The 12628-nt window shown below is 52.0% G+C and carries 28 protein-coding genes; all 28 read left to right on the forward strand.

Annotation, left to right across the window (positions count from 1 at the left end):
* The coding region (locus ACZ9W6_RS16125; protein WP_465192286.1) for an EF-Tu C-terminal domain-related protein at window positions 1-127 on the forward strand (127 nt) is incomplete at its 5' end.
* A gap of 20 nt (window positions 128-147) precedes the next feature.
* Complete coding sequence (gene rpsJ / locus ACZ9W6_RS16130) at window positions 148-459, forward strand: 30S ribosomal protein S10 (protein WP_465192204.1); 312 nt, start codon at window positions 148-150, stop codon at window positions 457-459.
* A 144-nt stretch (window positions 460-603) separates the two neighbouring features.
* Window positions 604-1248, forward strand: coding sequence for a 50S ribosomal protein L3 (gene rplC, locus ACZ9W6_RS16135; RefSeq protein ID WP_465192205.1), 645 nt, complete (start codon window positions 604-606; stop codon window positions 1246-1248).
* Window positions 1248-1868, forward strand: a complete 621-nt coding sequence (gene rplD / locus ACZ9W6_RS16140; protein ID WP_465192287.1) for a 50S ribosomal protein L4 — start codon at window positions 1248-1250, stop codon at window positions 1866-1868. Before rplC ends, rplD begins: the two co-directional genes overlap by 1 nt.
* Window positions 1865-2173, forward strand: a complete 309-nt coding sequence (gene rplW / locus ACZ9W6_RS16145; RefSeq protein ID WP_465192206.1) for a 50S ribosomal protein L23 — start codon at window positions 1865-1867, stop codon at window positions 2171-2173. Before rplD ends, rplW begins: the two co-directional genes overlap by 4 nt.
* 11 nt (window positions 2174-2184) lie before the next feature.
* Window positions 2185-3018 (forward strand): 50S ribosomal protein L2, encoded by an 834-nt coding sequence (gene rplB, locus ACZ9W6_RS16150; protein WP_465192207.1) that lies wholly within the window; start codon window positions 2185-2187, stop codon window positions 3016-3018.
* Between the two features lie 7 nt (window positions 3019-3025).
* Entirely contained in the window at window positions 3026-3304 is a 279-nt protein-coding gene (gene rpsS, locus ACZ9W6_RS16155) for a 30S ribosomal protein S19 (RefSeq protein WP_465192208.1), read from the forward strand.
* Window positions 3305-3313: 9 nt separating this feature from the next.
* Window positions 3314-3643 carry a 50S ribosomal protein L22 gene (rplV, locus tag ACZ9W6_RS16160; protein WP_465192209.1) on the forward strand — a complete coding sequence of 110 codons (330 nt, stop codon included), beginning with the start codon at window positions 3314-3316 and terminating at the stop codon, window positions 3641-3643.
* A gap of 10 nt (window positions 3644-3653) precedes the next feature.
* The gene (rpsC, locus tag ACZ9W6_RS16165; RefSeq protein WP_465192210.1) at window positions 3654-4358 is read left to right on the forward strand and encodes a 30S ribosomal protein S3; all 705 of its coding nucleotides are present in this window, start codon (window positions 3654-3656) and stop codon (window positions 4356-4358) included.
* Window positions 4342-4761, forward strand: a complete 420-nt coding sequence (rplP, locus tag ACZ9W6_RS16170) for a 50S ribosomal protein L16 (RefSeq protein WP_465192211.1) — start codon at window positions 4342-4344, stop codon at window positions 4759-4761. The genes rpsC and rplP overlap by 17 nt, the downstream gene beginning before the upstream one ends.
* Window positions 4758-4946, forward strand: a complete 189-nt coding sequence (gene rpmC / locus ACZ9W6_RS16175; RefSeq protein ID WP_465192212.1) for a 50S ribosomal protein L29 — start codon at window positions 4758-4760, stop codon at window positions 4944-4946. Before rplP ends, rpmC begins: the two co-directional genes overlap by 4 nt.
* Before the next feature lies 1 nt (window position 4947).
* Complete coding sequence (gene rpsQ, locus ACZ9W6_RS16180) at window positions 4948-5205, forward strand: 30S ribosomal protein S17 (RefSeq protein ID WP_465192213.1); 258 nt, start codon at window positions 4948-4950, stop codon at window positions 5203-5205.
* 183 nt (window positions 5206-5388) lie between these two features.
* Window positions 5389-5757: a 50S ribosomal protein L14 gene (gene rplN / locus ACZ9W6_RS16185; RefSeq protein WP_047967699.1), complete on the forward strand. Its 369-nt coding sequence runs from the start codon at window positions 5389-5391 to the stop codon at window positions 5755-5757.
* Between the two features lie 11 nt (window positions 5758-5768).
* Window positions 5769-6083: a 50S ribosomal protein L24 gene (rplX, locus tag ACZ9W6_RS16190; protein ID WP_465192214.1), complete on the forward strand. Its 315-nt coding sequence runs from the start codon at window positions 5769-5771 to the stop codon at window positions 6081-6083.
* Window positions 6084-6092: 9 nt separating this feature from the next.
* On the forward strand, window positions 6093-6632 hold the full coding sequence (gene rplE / locus ACZ9W6_RS16195; protein WP_465192215.1) for a 50S ribosomal protein L5: 540 nt from the start codon (window positions 6093-6095) through the stop codon (window positions 6630-6632).
* A gap of 5 nt (window positions 6633-6637) precedes the next feature.
* On the forward strand, window positions 6638-6943 hold the full coding sequence (gene rpsN / locus ACZ9W6_RS16200; protein WP_465192216.1) for a 30S ribosomal protein S14: 306 nt from the start codon (window positions 6638-6640) through the stop codon (window positions 6941-6943).
* A 14-nt stretch (window positions 6944-6957) separates the two neighbouring features.
* The gene (gene rpsH / locus ACZ9W6_RS16205) at window positions 6958-7353 is read left to right on the forward strand and encodes a 30S ribosomal protein S8 (RefSeq protein WP_465192217.1); all 396 of its coding nucleotides are present in this window, start codon (window positions 6958-6960) and stop codon (window positions 7351-7353) included.
* Between the two features lie 13 nt (window positions 7354-7366).
* The gene (gene rplF / locus ACZ9W6_RS16210) at window positions 7367-7900 is read left to right on the forward strand and encodes a 50S ribosomal protein L6 (protein WP_465192218.1); all 534 of its coding nucleotides are present in this window, start codon (window positions 7367-7369) and stop codon (window positions 7898-7900) included.
* Window positions 7901-7913: 13 nt separating this feature from the next.
* Window positions 7914-8267, forward strand: a complete 354-nt coding sequence (rplR, locus tag ACZ9W6_RS16215) for a 50S ribosomal protein L18 (protein WP_465192219.1) — start codon at window positions 7914-7916, stop codon at window positions 8265-8267.
* Between the two features lie 12 nt (window positions 8268-8279).
* Complete coding sequence (rpsE, locus tag ACZ9W6_RS16220; RefSeq protein WP_465192220.1) at window positions 8280-8798, forward strand: 30S ribosomal protein S5; 519 nt, start codon at window positions 8280-8282, stop codon at window positions 8796-8798.
* Window positions 8791-8973, forward strand: coding sequence for a 50S ribosomal protein L30 (gene rpmD / locus ACZ9W6_RS16225; RefSeq protein ID WP_465192221.1), 183 nt, complete (start codon window positions 8791-8793; stop codon window positions 8971-8973). Before rpsE ends, rpmD begins: the two co-directional genes overlap by 8 nt.
* A gap of 1 nt (window position 8974) precedes the next feature.
* Window positions 8975-9409, forward strand: a complete 435-nt coding sequence (gene rplO / locus ACZ9W6_RS16230) for a 50S ribosomal protein L15 (protein WP_465192222.1) — start codon at window positions 8975-8977, stop codon at window positions 9407-9409.
* Window positions 9410-9419: 10 nt separating this feature from the next.
* Window positions 9420-10736, forward strand: a complete 1317-nt coding sequence (secY, locus tag ACZ9W6_RS16235) for a preprotein translocase subunit SecY (RefSeq protein WP_465192223.1) — start codon at window positions 9420-9422, stop codon at window positions 10734-10736.
* Window positions 10737-10757: 21 nt separating this feature from the next.
* The gene (gene infA, locus ACZ9W6_RS16240; protein WP_189375503.1) at window positions 10758-10976 is read left to right on the forward strand and encodes a translation initiation factor IF-1; all 219 of its coding nucleotides are present in this window, start codon (window positions 10758-10760) and stop codon (window positions 10974-10976) included.
* A 35-nt stretch (window positions 10977-11011) separates the two neighbouring features.
* Window positions 11012-11125 (forward strand): 50S ribosomal protein L36, encoded by a 114-nt coding sequence (gene rpmJ, locus ACZ9W6_RS16245; RefSeq protein WP_011137711.1) that lies wholly within the window; start codon window positions 11012-11014, stop codon window positions 11123-11125.
* Between the two features lie 70 nt (window positions 11126-11195).
* On the forward strand, window positions 11196-11558 hold the full coding sequence (rpsM, locus tag ACZ9W6_RS16250; RefSeq protein ID WP_465192224.1) for a 30S ribosomal protein S13: 363 nt from the start codon (window positions 11196-11198) through the stop codon (window positions 11556-11558).
* Window positions 11559-11573: 15 nt separating this feature from the next.
* Window positions 11574-11969: a 30S ribosomal protein S11 gene (rpsK, locus tag ACZ9W6_RS16255; RefSeq protein ID WP_017507353.1), complete on the forward strand. Its 396-nt coding sequence runs from the start codon at window positions 11574-11576 to the stop codon at window positions 11967-11969.
* An 18-nt stretch (window positions 11970-11987) separates the two neighbouring features.
* Complete coding sequence (gene rpsD / locus ACZ9W6_RS16260; protein WP_465192226.1) at window positions 11988-12608, forward strand: 30S ribosomal protein S4; 621 nt, start codon at window positions 11988-11990, stop codon at window positions 12606-12608.
* The last annotated feature ends 20 nt before the right edge of the window (window positions 12609-12628 follow it).

The raw sequence follows: 12628 nt of genomic DNA on the forward strand, positions 1-12628 counted from the left end.
AGGCGACAACGTAGAGATCACTGTTGAACTGATCGCTCCGATCGCCATGGAAGATGGTCTGCGCTTCGCGATTCGCGAAGGTGGTCGTACCGTTGGTGCTGGCGTCGTTGCCAAGATCATCGCTTAACCTTTTGACGAGATACTGATATGCAAAGCCAAAAAATCCGCATCCGTCTGAAGGCGTTCGACTACAGCCTGATCGACCGTTCCGCGCAAGAAATCGTTGAAACTGCCAAGCGCACTGGTGCTGTTGTTAAAGGCCCAGTTCCGCTGCCGACCAAGATCGAGCGTTTCAACGTTCTGCGTTCCCCGCACGTTAACAAGTCTTCCCGCGATCAGCTGGAGATCCGTACCCATCTGCGTCTGATGGATATCGTTGATCCGACTGACAAGACTGTTGATGCGCTGATGAAGCTGGATCTGCCAGCTGGCGTGGATGTAGAAATTAAGCTGCAGTAATCGCAAATAATCAGGTGTCGCGGGCTAAGTACTTGCGATGCTTGAAAAAATTGTGATACATTCTCGGACTCACCAATCCTGGTGAGTCCGCTTTTCTTTGAGCAAGCCGGTCAATCGTAATCGGCGCCTGTAAAGGAAATAAACATGACTTTAGGTCTGGTCGGTCGCAAAGTCGGCATGACCCGCATTTTTGCCGAAGATGGTGCAACCATCCCGGTAACTGTGCTGGATATGTCTGCAAACCGCGTATCGCAAATCAAGACTGCAGAAACTGATGGCTACACCGCCGTTCAGGTAGCTGCAGGTGTGCGTAAAGCAAATCGTGTTAACAAGGCTGAAGCTGGCCACGTAGCAAAGGCTGGCGTTGAAGCCGCCCGCGTTCTGCGTGAGTTCCCGCTGACTGCCGAGGCTCTGGCTTCCCTGAAAGCCGGTGATGCACTGTCTGTTGAAATCTTCACTGTTGGTCAGCTGGTTGATGTAACCGGTACCTCCAAGGGTAAGGGTTTCTCCGGTGCCATCAAGCGCCATAACTTCTCCTCCAACCGTGCTTCCCACGGTAACTCCGTATCCCACAACTCGGCCGGTTCTATCGGTCAGGCGCAGGATCCGGGTCGTGTATTCCCGGGTAAGCGTATGGCTGGTCAGTACGGTAATACCAAGAGCACCGTTCAGTGCCTGGAAGTTGTCCGTGTTGATGTGGAGCGTCAACTGATTCTGGTTAAGGGTGCAGTTCCTGGTGCCAAGAATGGTGACGTTGTGGTGCGTCCGAGCGTGAAGGCAGGTGCATGATGGAATTGAAAGTGATCAATGCTCAGGGCCAGCAAGTCGAAGCCCTGCAAGCCTCTGAGGCACTCTTCGCACGTGACTACAACGAAGCGCTGGTGCATCAGGTAGTAACCGCATTCCTGGCGAATGCTCGCAGCGGTAATCGTGCTCAGTTGACTCGTGCCGAAGTGAAGCATTCCACCAAGAAGCCATTCCGCCAGAAGGGCACCGGTCGTGCTCGTGCTGGTATGACTTCCTCCCCGCTGTGGCGTGGTGGTGGCCGTGCATTCCCGAACTCCCCTGATGAGAACTTCTCTCACAAGGTGAACCGTAAGCAGTATCGTGCCGGTATGGCGACTATCCTGTCCCAGCTGGTGCGTGACGAACGTCTGATCGTTGTTGACAGCCTGACTGTTGAAACGCCTAAGACCAAAGAGTTCGTTGCCAAGGTCAAGGGTCTGGGTCTGGATCGTGCTCTGTTCATTACTCGTGAACTGGACGAAAACCTGTACCTGTCTTCCCGTAACCTGCCGAACATCCTGGTTATCGAGGCTCATCAAGCTGATCCATTCAGCCTGGTACGTTTCAACAAGGTTGTTATCACCCGTGATGCCATCCAGCAACTCGAGGAGCAATGGGCATGAATCAGGAACGTTTGCTGCAAGTGATCCTGGCGCCTGTGGTATCTGAAAAGAGCACCATGGTTGCCGAAAAGGGTGAGCAGGTTGTACTCCGCGTGGCTACCGACGCAACTAAGACTGAGATCAAGGCCGCTGTTGAGCTGCTGTTCAACGTTAAAGTTGCAGGTGTGTCTACTGTTAACGTCAAGGGTAAGACCAAGCGTTTCGGCCGTTTCACCGGCAAGCGTAAGGACTGGAAAAAGGCTTATGTAAGCCTGGTTCAGGGTCAGGAAATCGATCTGACCGCTACCCCGGCTGCTGCGGAATAAGGAGATAGTCAATGGCTCTGGTAAAAGTTAAGCCGACGTCCGCAGGTCGCCGTGCAGTTGTCAAGGTTGTAAACCCTGACTTGTACAAAGGCCGCCCGCACGCCGCGCTGGTAGAGAAGAAAACCTCTACCGGTGGCCGTAACAACAACGGTCACATCACTACCCGTCACATGGGTGGTGGTCACAAGAAACACTATCGTATCGTCGACTTCCGTCGCAACAAGGACGCGATCCCGGCCAAGGTTGAGCGTATCGAATACGATCCTAACCGTACCGCGAACATCGCTCTGGTTTGCTATGCAGATGGTGAGCGTCGCTATATCGTTGCTCCGCGTGGTCTGCAGGTTGGTGCCGAGATCATGTCCGGCTCCGAAGCGCCGATCAAGGCTGGTAACGCCCTGCCGATTCGCAATATCCCGGTAGGTACCACTATTCATTGCATCGAGTTGCAGCCTGGCAAAGGCGCGCAGATTGCCCGCTCCGCTGGTACTTCTGCAATGCTGCTGGCCCGTGAAGGTGCTTATGCTCAGTTGCGTCTGCGTTCCGGTGAGATCCGTCGCGTACACGTTGATTGCCGCGCCACCGTTGGTGAAGTTGGCAATGAAGAGCACAGCCTGCGCAAGATTGGTAAGGCCGGTGCAAATCGCTGGCGTGGTATTCGCCCGACCGTCCGTGGTACTGCAATGAACCCGATCGATCACCCGCACGGTGGTGGTGAAGGTCGTACCGGTGAAGGTCGTGTGCCAGTTAGCCCATGGGGTACTCCAACTAAGGGCTTCCGTACTCGCCGCAACAAGCGTACCGACAACATGATCGTGCGTCGTCGCTTCTCGAATAAAGGGTAATTGAGATATGGCACGTTCGCTGAAAAAAGGCCCGTTCGTTGATTTGCATCTGCTGAAGAAGGTTGATGCAGTTCGTGCAAACAACGACAAGCGCCCAATCAAGACTTGGTCGCGTCGCTCTACTATTCTGCCAGACTTCATCGGTCTGACCATTGCTGTACACAACGGCCGCACTCACGTGCCGGTATATGTGTCCGAAAACATGGTTGGCCACAAGCTGGGTGAATTCTCGCTGACTCGTACCTTCAAAGGCCATGCGGCTGACAAGAAGGCCAAGAAGAAATAAGGTGATGCGATGAAAGTCTCTGCAAAATTGAACAATGCACGCCTGTCTGCACAGAAATGCCGACTGGTTGCAGACCTGATTCGCGGCCAGTCCGTTGAGCAGGCGCTGAACATTCTGACTTTTAGCCCGAAGAAGGGTGCTGTCATCATCAAGAAGGTACTGGAATCCGCTATCGCCAATGCTGAGCATAACGAAGGCGCTGATATCGATACCCTCAAGGTGGCATCCATCTTCGTAGACAAGGGTCCTAGCCTGAAGCGTTTCTCCGCCCGTGCAAAGGGTCGTGGCAATCGCATTGAAAAGCAGACCTGCCACATCACTCTGTATGTTGGCAACTAAGGGGTAAGCTATGGGTCAGAAGATTCATCCGACGGGTTTCCGTCTCGCAGTTACTAAAAACTGGTCGTCCAAGTGGTTTGCTAACTCCCACGATTTCGCCGGCCAGCTGAAGCAGGATATCGAAGTACGCGACTTCCTGAAGAAGAAATTGGCTCACGCTTCCGTAGGTCGCGTGATTATCGAGCGTCCAGCCAAATCCGCCCGCATTACCATTCACAGCGCCCGCCCAGGTGTTGTAATCGGTAAAAAAGGTGAAGACATTGAAGTTCTGAAGAAAGAACTGCAACGTCGCATGGGCGTGCCTGTGCATGTGAACATCGAAGAAGTTCGCAAGCCAGAAATCGATGCACAGATCATTGCTGACGGTATTGCAGCACAGCTGGAAAAGCGTGTTATGTTCCGTCGTGCCATGAAGCGCTCCATGCAGAATGCTATGCGCATGGGTGCGCAGGGCATCAAGATCATGAGCTCCGGTCGTCTGAATGGTATCGATATCGCTCGTAGCGAATGGTACCGCGAAGGCCGCGTTCCACTGCACACTCTGCGTGCGGATGTTGACTACGCAACTTCCGAAGCTCACACCACTTACGGTGTGATCGGTATCAAGGTTTGGGTATACAAGGGTGATATTAAGCCTGGTCAGGTTCAGGCCACTCCGGTAGCACCTGAGAAGAAATCCAGAAAGGCAGGAGCTCGAAATGCTGCAGCCAACTAGACTGAAGTATCGTAAACAGCAGAAGGGCCGCAACACCGGTATCGCTACCCGTGGTAATAAGGTTAGCTTTGGTGATTTCGGTCTGAAAGCAGTTGGCCGCGGCCGTATCACTGCTCGTCAGATTGAAGCTGCTCGTCGTGCGATGACCCGTCACATCAAACGTGGTGGTCGCATTTGGATCCGCGTATTCCCGGACAAGCCAATCACTTCCAAGCCTGCAGAAGTTCGTATGGGTGGGGGTAAGGGTAGTCCTGAGTACTACGTGGCTGAAATTCAGCCTGGCAAGATGTTGTACGAGATGGATGGCGTGGCGGAAGAGCTGGCGCGCGAAGCATTCCGTCTTGCTGCTGCCAAGTTGCCAATCCCGACAGTTTTTGTAATTAAGCAGGTGGGTCAGCAATGAAAGCATCCGAACTGAGAGCCAAGAGTGTTGAAGAGCTGAAAGCCGAGTTGCTGAGCCTGTTGAAAGCGCAGTTTGCTCTGCGTATGCAGCATGCAACTCAGCAGCTGGCAAAAAACAGCGAGCTGAAGAAGGTACGCCGCGATATCGCCCGTACTCGCACTGTCTTGAAAGAAAAGGCGGCCTGAAATGAGCGAATCTAAAGTAATCCGTACGCTCGTTGGCAAAGTAGTCAGCGACAAGATGGACAAGACCGTTACCGTTCTGGTAGAGCGCAAAGTTAAGCACCCTATCTACGGCAAGGTTGTTCGTCGTTCCAAGAAGTTTCATGCTCATGACGAATCCAACCAGTATCAGGTTGGTGATGTTGTCGTGATCACTGAATCTCGTCCGCTGTCGCGGACCAAGACCTGGGTTGTGACCTCACTGGTTGAGCGCGCAGTATAATTTTTGCGCGATTGACTTGCAGGGGCCTTCGGGCCTCTGTATAATGTGTGTCTTCGGTGTTCGCCGAAGTCATCCCTTACGGGGTCCAAGACTGGCCGTTAGATACGCCACCTTTGGTGGCGTTTCTTTCATCTTGATGGTGAAAGAAAGTGACGGAATTAAGTTGGATAGAAAGGTAATCAAATGATTCAAATGCAGTCCATTTTGGATGTTGCTGACAATACCGGTGCGCGTTCCGTAATGTGCATCAAGGTGTTGGGTGGCTCCAAGCGTCGCTATGCTGGCGTGGGCGATATCATCAAGGTAAGCATCAAAGATGCTGCTCCGCGTGGTCGCGTAAAGAAGGGTGATGTATACAATGCCGTAGTGGTTCGTACTGCTAAGGGTGTTCGTCGTCCAGATGGTTCGCTGATCAAGTTTGATGGTAATGCTGCAGTTCTTCTGAATAACAAGCTGGAGCCGATCGGTACCCGTATTTTCGGGCCGGTGACTCGTGAGCTGCGTACCGAGCGCTTCATGAAGATCGTGTCGCTCGCTCCAGAAGTACTGTAAGGAGTTCACTGATGCGCAAGATTCGCAAGGGTGATGAAGTCGTAGTAATCACCGGTAAAGACAAGGGCAAGCGTGGTTCCGTTCTGCGCGTGCTGGAAGGCAAAGTAGTTGTCGAGGGTATCAACCTGGTTAAGAAGCACCAGAAGCCGAATCCGGTTCGCGGTGTTGCCGGTGGTATCGTTGAGAAGACCATGCCGATCGACGTTTCTAACGTTGCCATTTTTAATGCATCTACCCAGAAAGCTGACCGCGTTGGCTTTAAAGTACTTGATGATGGCCGCAAGGTTCGCATCTTCAAGTCTTCTGGCGAAGTCATTGGCGCGTAAGGGGTAAAAATGGCACGTTTGTACGATTTTTACAAAAGCACTGTTGTACCTGAGCTGATCAAGCAGTTTGGTTACAAGTCCTCCATGGAAGTGCCTCGTATCGAGAAAATCACCCTGAACATGGGTGTAGGCGAAGCCGTTGCTGACAAGAAAGTAATGGATCACGCTGTTTCCGATCTGGAGAAGATCGCCGGTCAAAAGCCTGTTGTGACTACTGCACGTAAGTCCATCGCTGGCTTCAAGATCCGTGATCACTACCCGGTAGGTTGCAAGGTAACTCTGCGTCGCGAGCGTATGTATGAGTTCCTGGATCGTCTGGTGACGATTTCCCTGCCGCGTGTACGTGACTTCCGTGGTGTATCCGGCAAGTCTTTTGACGGCCGTGGTAACTACAATATGGGCGTTAAAGAGCAGATCATCTTCCCGGAAATCGAGTACGACAAGATTGATGCTCTGCGTGGTATGAATATCACTATTACTACCACCGCCAAGACTGATGAAGAAGCCCGCGCACTGCTGGCTGCGTTCAAATTCCCGTTTAAAGGCTAAGCTCAATGGCAACTCTAGCTTTGATTAATCGTGAAGAGAAGCGCGCTAAGCTGGTAGCGAAGTTTGCCGCCAAGCGTGAAGCTCTGATTGCTATCATCAATAACCAGAGCGTTTCTGAAGAAGAGCGTTTTGCTGCTCGTCTGCAACTGCAGTCTCTGCCTCGCAATGCCAGCCCAGTTCGTCAGCGTCGCCGTTGCGCACTGACCGGCCGTCCGCGCGGTGTGTTCCGCAAGTTCGGTCTGGCGCGTAACAAGCTGCGTGAGCTCGCCATGAAGGGTGAGATTCCTGGCGTTGTAAAAGCCAGCTGGTAATTGGGAGATAAAGTATGAGCATGCAAGATCCTATCTCCGATATGCTGACTCGCATTCGCAACGCCCAGCGCGCTGCGAAGACCTCGGTAGCAATGCCTTCTTCCAAGCTGAAGATCGCTATTGCCCAGGTTCTGCAAGAAGAAGGCTATATCGAGAGCTATTCCGTTGCTGGCGAAGAGAAAAAGCCGGTTCTGGAAATCGAACTGAAGTACTACGTTGGCCGCCCTGTAATCGAGAAGATCGAGCGCGTTTCGCGTCCAGGTCTGCGCGTTTACAAAGGCTCGAACGATATTCCTAAAGTCATGAATGGCTTGGGTGTTGCTATCGTTTCGACTTCTAGCGGTGTAATGACTGATCGCAAAGCGCGCGCTGCTGGTATCGGCGGCGAACTGCTCTGCATCGTTGCTTAATCAGGAGGGTTGAATGTCTCGCGTAGCCAAAAACCCGGTAGTCATTCCTGCTGGCGTTGAAGTGAAATTCGGTGCTGCTGAAGTTACTGTTAAAGGTACTTTGGGCACCCTGAGCACAGCTCTGTGCGCTGATGTAGATGTTAAGCTGGTTGATAACCAGCTGCAATTTGCTGCCAACAACGACAGCAAGTTTGCCCGTGCAATGTCCGGTACTCTGCGTGCACTGCTGAATAACATGGTTATCGGTGTTAGCAAGGGTTTCGAGAAGAAACTGAACCTGGTTGGCGTGGGTTACCGTGCCCAGGCTCAGGGCGATGTCCTGAACCTGTCTTTGGGTTTCTCGCACCCAGTTGCTCACGCTATGCCTGCTGGCATCAAGTGTGAGACCCCGACTCAGACCGAGATCTTGATCAAAGGCGCTAACAAGCAGCTGGTTGGTCAAGTTGCAGCTGAAATCCGCGCATACCGCGCTCCTGAGCCATACAAAGGCAAGGGTGTTCGCTACGCTGATGAAGTTGTGGTTCTGAAAGAAACCAAGAAGAAGTAATTGAGGCCCTGAAATGGACAAGAAACAGACTCGACTCCGCCGCGCACGCAAAACCCGTGCTCGTATTGCGGAGCTCAAGGTGGCTCGTCTGTGCGTACATCGCACTAACAGCCACATCTATGCTCAAGTAATTGACGCTACCGGTAGCGTGGTGCTGGCCAGTGCTTCTTCTCTGGAGTCTGCGGTACGCGCTGACCTGAGCAATGGTGGCAACACTGCAGCAGCTGCAGTTGTTGGCAAGGCTATTGCTGAGAAGGCTAAAGCAGCCGGTGTTACCCAGGTAGCTTTCGACCGTTCGGGCTTCAAATACCATGGCCGTATCAAGGCTCTGGCTGACGCAGCTCGTGAAAACGGTCTTGTATTCTAATCGGAGTTAAGAATGGCTAAGCACGAGATCGAAGATCGTGGCGATGGTCTGATCGAGAAGATGATCGGCGTAAACCGCGTCACCAAAGTGGTGAAGGGTGGTCGTATCATGGCCTTCTCCGCTCTGACTGTTGTTGGTGATGGTGATGGTGGTATTGGCATGGGCAAGGGTCGTTCGAAAGAAGTCCCAGTTGCCGTGCAAAAAGGTATGGAACAGGCTCGCCGTAACATGATCAAGGTTCCGTTGAAGAACGGCACCATCCATCATCCAGTTTTTGGCAAGCATGGTGCTACTACCGTTTACATGCAGCCTGCAAATGAAGGTGCCGGTGTTAAGGCTGGCGGCCCGATGCGTGCGGTATTCGAAGCACTTGGCGTTCACAACGTGACTGCCAAGATCCATGGCTCTACCAACCCGTACAACGTAGTTCGCGCTACGATTGATGCGCTGAGCAAGATTGCTACCCCGGCACAAATCGCTGCCAAGCGTGGCCTGACTGTTGCTCAGATTCTGGGGGCTGATCATGAGTGACAAGAAAATCCGCGTGACTCTGGTTAAGAGCCTGATTGGTCGTATCGAATCTCACAAGGCTTGCGCTGCAGGTCTGGGTCTGAAGAAAATCAATCAGACCGTTGAAGTGATCGATACTCCTGCTAACCGTGGCATGATCAACAAGATCAGCTACCTGGTTAAGAGCGAGGGTTAATATGCTGTTGAATACTATCAAGCCAGGTGCTGGTGCTAAGCACGCCAAGCGTCGTGTTGGCCGTGGTATCGGTAGCGGCCTGGGCAAGACTGCTGGTCGCGGTCACAAAGGTCAGAAAAGCCGTGCTGGTGGTTTCCACAAGGTAGGCTTTGAAGGTGGTCAGATGCCTCTGCAGCGTCGTCTGCCGAAGCGTGGCTTCAAGTCGCTGACTGCTGGTTCTGTTGCTGAAGTTCGCCTGTCCGAACTGGCTCTGCTGCCTGTTGAAGAAATCGATCTGCTGTCTCTCAAGCAAGCTGGTCTGATTCCTGCTCAGTCGCTGGGCGCCAAGGTTATCCTGTCCGGTACTGTTGATCGCGCATACAAACTGCGCGGTGTAGCTGCGACCGCTGGTGCCAAGGCTGCAATTGAAGCCGCCGGTGGCAGCTTCGTAGAATAAGGTACATCAAGTGGCGAATGCTTCTCTAGTTGGAAATACCAGTAAGTTCGGTGACCTCAAGCAGCGAATCTTTTTTCTGCTTGGTGCTCTGATCGTTTATCGAATCGGTGCGCATGTTCCTGTTCCCGGTATCAACCCGATTGAACTAGCGAAGTTGTTCCAGACGTCCCAGACGGGCCTGCTCGACATGTTTAACATGTTTTCGGGCGGTGCCCTGTCTCGTTTCTCGGTATTTGCCTTGGGCATCATGCCGTACATTTCGGCCTCTATCATTTTGCAGCTGGCGAGTGAGATTGTTCCTTCGCTGAAGCAGATGAAAAAAGAGGGGGATGCTGGTCGTCGCAAGATCACCCAGTACACGCGTTATGCAACGCTTTTGTTGGCAACCTTCCAGAGTTTCGGTATCGCCGTGATGCTCTTCAAGCAGCCTGAGCTTGTTACATCAAGCCAGGTTGAGTTTTATGTGACGACAGTGGTAACGCTGGTCACTGGAACCATGTTCTTGATGTGGCTGGGCGAGCAAATTACCGAGCGTGGTTTGGGCAACGGTATTTCCCTGATTATCTGCGCAGGTATTGCTGCTGGTATTCCTGGTTCTATCGGCAAGACACTTACCTTGGCCAGCCAAGGTTCCTTGTCAATCCTGCTGACAATCGCGTTGTTTATCGGTGTGATTGCGATTACTTACCTGGTTGTGTTTGTAGAGCGCGGCCAACGTAAAGTTCTTGTTAATTATGCCAAGCGTCAGGTTGGTAATCGAGTGATGCAAGGGCAGTCTACGCACTTGCCACTGAAGCTGAATATGGCTGGCGTTATTCCGCCGATTTTCGCTTCGAGTATCATTCTGTTCCCGGCTACTGTACTGGGTTGGTTCGGGAATACCGAAGGCTTGGGCCTTCTGAAGTCTGTCGCTGACAAGCTTCATCCGGGACAGCCGTTGTACGTGCTGCTGTATGCTGCTGCAATCATCTTCTTCTGTTACTTCTACACTGCTTTGGTATTCAATCCGAAGGAGACCGCAGATAACCTCAAGAAGAGTGGCGCATTTATCCCTGGTATTCGTCCTGGTGAGCATACTTCCCGCTATATCGAGAAGATCATTCTTCGATTGACGCTGGTTGGTGCCCTGTACATTGCTCTGGTGTGTCTGATTCCTGAGTTCCTCATCCTTCAGTGGAATGTTCCGTTCTATTTTGGCGGTACCTCTTTGCTGATCATGGTCGTGGTAACGATGGACTTTATGGCACAAGTTCAGTCTTATGTGCTGTCGCACCAGTATGATGGCTTGCTCAAGAAGGCCAATTTCAAGGGCGTATCCGCTCGCTGACGGTAAACGGTAGCAGTATTTATGGCTAAAGAAGATACCATCCAGATGCAGGGTGAGATTCTGGAAAACCTGCCTAGTGCAACTTTCCGAGTCAAGCTCGAAAATGGACACATCGTTCTTGGGTACATATCTGGCAAGATGCGGATGCATTACATCCGTATTCTGCCAGGCGATAAGGTGACAGTTGAAATGACACCTTATGACTTGTCCCGTGCTCGAATCGTGTTCCGTGCGAAGTAGTCGCACTTGCTCTTTTCAGATAGAAAGGAACTGAAATGCGTGTTCAACCTTCGGTAAAGAAAATTTGCCGTAACTGCAAGATTATTCGTCGCAACCGTGTTGTACGTGTGATCTGCACCGACCCTCGTCACAAACAAAAACAAGGCTAATATTTGTTTGCCTGTTTTTCGTATGTTACAATCGCAACCTTTTCAAGCTAGTAAAGCTTAAGGAAAGAGAATGGCCCGTATTGCAGGGGTAAATATCCCCAATCATGCGCATGCCGTTATCGGCCTGCAGGCTATCTACGGTATTGGTGCCACCCGCGCTAAAGCAATTTGCGCGGCAGCCAACGTTAGTCCATCTGCAAAGATCAAGGACCTGACAGAAGCTGAAATGGAAACCTTGCGCGTAGAAGTTAGCAAATTCACCGTTGAAGGTGATTTGCGCCGCGAAATTACCATGAGCATCAAGCGTTTGATGGACATGGGTTCTTATCGTGGTTTCCGCCATCGTCGCGGTCTGCCTTGCCGTGGTCAGCGCACCCGCACCAATGCACGTACCCGTAAGGGTCCGCGCAAGCCAATCGCTGGCAAGAAGTAATAAGGAAGATAGATAATGGCTAAAGCAAACACAGCAGTGCGTGTACGCAAAAAAGTACGCAAAAGCGTAAGCGATGGCATCGTCCACGTTCACGCTTCCTTTAATAACACAATCATCACCATCACCGACCGTCAAGGGAATGCTTTGTCTTGGGCTACCTCCGGTGGTGCTGGTTTTAAAGGGTCGCGTAAGAGTACACCGTTTGCAGCTCAGGTAGCTGCAGAGCACGCTGGTAAAGTTGCCCAAGAATACGGCGTTAAAAACCTGGAAGTTCGCATCAAGGGCCCAGGCCCAGGTCGTGAATCTTCCGTGCGTGCCCTCAACGCCCTTGGTTTCAAAGTTACCAGTATCTCCGACGTGACGCCAGTTCCGCACAACGGCTGCCGTCCTCCTAAGAAACGTCGTATCTAATCCGGAGAGTCTGAGAACATGGCACGTTATATTGGCCCAAAATGTAAACTTGCTCGTCGCGAAGGGACTGATCTCTTCCTGAAGAGCGCTCGTCGCGCACTTGATACCAAGTGTAAGCTGGACACCCCTCCAGGTCAGCACGGTGCTAAAAAAGGCCGTCTGTCTGACTATGGTACCCAGCTGCGTGAAAAGCAAAAAGTTCGTCGTATTTACGGCGTTCTGGAACGTCAGTTCCGCAAGTACTTTGCTGAAGCAGCCCGCCGTCAAGGCTCTACTGGTGAAAACCTGTTGAAACTGCTGGAAGCACGTCTGGATAACGTAGTTTATCGCATGGGTTTTGGCTCTACTCGCGCCGAAGCTCGTCAGCTGGTAAGCCACAAAGCTATCACCGTTAACGGTCAGCAAGTGAACATCCCTTCCTTCCAGGTGAAGGCAGGTGACGTTGTCGCTATCCGCGAAAAGTCCAAGAAGCAAGTTCGTATTCAGGAAGGTCTGGCTCTGGCTGAGCAGATCGGCTTCCCTTCTTGGGTTGCCGTTGACACCAAGAAGATGGAAGGTGTCTTCAAGTCCGCTCCTGAGCGTTCCGAGCTGTCTAGCGATATCAACGAACAGCTCGTTGTTGAATACTACTCCAAGTAATCGCTAGACTTTAAGGAATG

The sequence above is a fragment of the Vogesella lacus genome, from assembly GCF_979366295.1.

Excerpts from the sequence above, each read along its gene's own strand:
- rplF (WP_465192218.1), top strand. The coding sequence starts at position 7,367 with ATGTCTCGCGTAGCCAAAAACCCGGTAGTCATTCCTGCTGGCGTTGAA.
- rpmJ (WP_011137711.1), top strand. The coding sequence starts at position 11,012 with ATGCGTGTTCAACCTTCGGTAAAGAAAATTTGCCGTAACTGCAAGATT.
- infA (WP_189375503.1), top strand. The coding sequence starts at position 10,758 with ATGGCTAAAGAAGATACCATCCAGATGCAGGGTGAGATTCTGGAAAAC.
- rpsC (WP_465192210.1), top strand. The coding sequence starts at position 3,654 with ATGGGTCAGAAGATTCATCCGACGGGTTTCCGTCTCGCAGTTACTAAA.
- rpmC (WP_465192212.1), top strand. The coding sequence starts at position 4,758 with ATGAAAGCATCCGAACTGAGAGCCAAGAGTGTTGAAGAGCTGAAAGCC.
- rpmD (WP_465192221.1), top strand. The coding sequence starts at position 8,791 with ATGAGTGACAAGAAAATCCGCGTGACTCTGGTTAAGAGCCTGATTGGT.
- rplO (WP_465192222.1), top strand. The coding sequence starts at position 8,975 with ATGCTGTTGAATACTATCAAGCCAGGTGCTGGTGCTAAGCACGCCAAG.
- rpsN (WP_465192216.1), top strand. The coding sequence starts at position 6,638 with ATGGCAACTCTAGCTTTGATTAATCGTGAAGAGAAGCGCGCTAAGCTG.
- rplW (WP_465192206.1), top strand. The coding sequence starts at position 1,865 with ATGAATCAGGAACGTTTGCTGCAAGTGATCCTGGCGCCTGTGGTATCT.
- rpsD (WP_465192226.1), top strand. The coding sequence starts at position 11,988 with ATGGCACGTTATATTGGCCCAAAATGTAAACTTGCTCGTCGCGAAGGG.
- rpsK (WP_017507353.1), top strand. The coding sequence starts at position 11,574 with ATGGCTAAAGCAAACACAGCAGTGCGTGTACGCAAAAAAGTACGCAAA.
- rplX (WP_465192214.1), top strand. The coding sequence starts at position 5,769 with ATGCGCAAGATTCGCAAGGGTGATGAAGTCGTAGTAATCACCGGTAAA.
- rplD (WP_465192287.1), top strand. The coding sequence starts at position 1,248 with ATGGAATTGAAAGTGATCAATGCTCAGGGCCAGCAAGTCGAAGCCCTG.
- rplC (WP_465192205.1), top strand. The coding sequence starts at position 604 with ATGACTTTAGGTCTGGTCGGTCGCAAAGTCGGCATGACCCGCATTTTT.
- rpsH (WP_465192217.1), top strand. The coding sequence starts at position 6,958 with ATGAGCATGCAAGATCCTATCTCCGATATGCTGACTCGCATTCGCAAC.
- rpsS (WP_465192208.1), top strand. The coding sequence starts at position 3,026 with ATGGCACGTTCGCTGAAAAAAGGCCCGTTCGTTGATTTGCATCTGCTG.
- rpsQ (WP_465192213.1), top strand. The coding sequence starts at position 4,948 with ATGAGCGAATCTAAAGTAATCCGTACGCTCGTTGGCAAAGTAGTCAGC.
- rpsJ (WP_465192204.1), top strand. The coding sequence starts at position 148 with ATGCAAAGCCAAAAAATCCGCATCCGTCTGAAGGCGTTCGACTACAGC.
- rplR (WP_465192219.1), top strand. The coding sequence starts at position 7,914 with ATGGACAAGAAACAGACTCGACTCCGCCGCGCACGCAAAACCCGTGCT.
- rpsM (WP_465192224.1), top strand. The coding sequence starts at position 11,196 with ATGGCCCGTATTGCAGGGGTAAATATCCCCAATCATGCGCATGCCGTT.
- rpsE (WP_465192220.1), top strand. The coding sequence starts at position 8,280 with ATGGCTAAGCACGAGATCGAAGATCGTGGCGATGGTCTGATCGAGAAG.
- rplN (WP_047967699.1), top strand. The coding sequence starts at position 5,389 with ATGATTCAAATGCAGTCCATTTTGGATGTTGCTGACAATACCGGTGCG.
- rplV (WP_465192209.1), top strand. The coding sequence starts at position 3,314 with ATGAAAGTCTCTGCAAAATTGAACAATGCACGCCTGTCTGCACAGAAA.
- rplE (WP_465192215.1), top strand. The coding sequence starts at position 6,093 with ATGGCACGTTTGTACGATTTTTACAAAAGCACTGTTGTACCTGAGCTG.
- rplP (WP_465192211.1), top strand. The coding sequence starts at position 4,342 with ATGCTGCAGCCAACTAGACTGAAGTATCGTAAACAGCAGAAGGGCCGC.
- rplB (WP_465192207.1), top strand. The coding sequence starts at position 2,185 with ATGGCTCTGGTAAAAGTTAAGCCGACGTCCGCAGGTCGCCGTGCAGTT.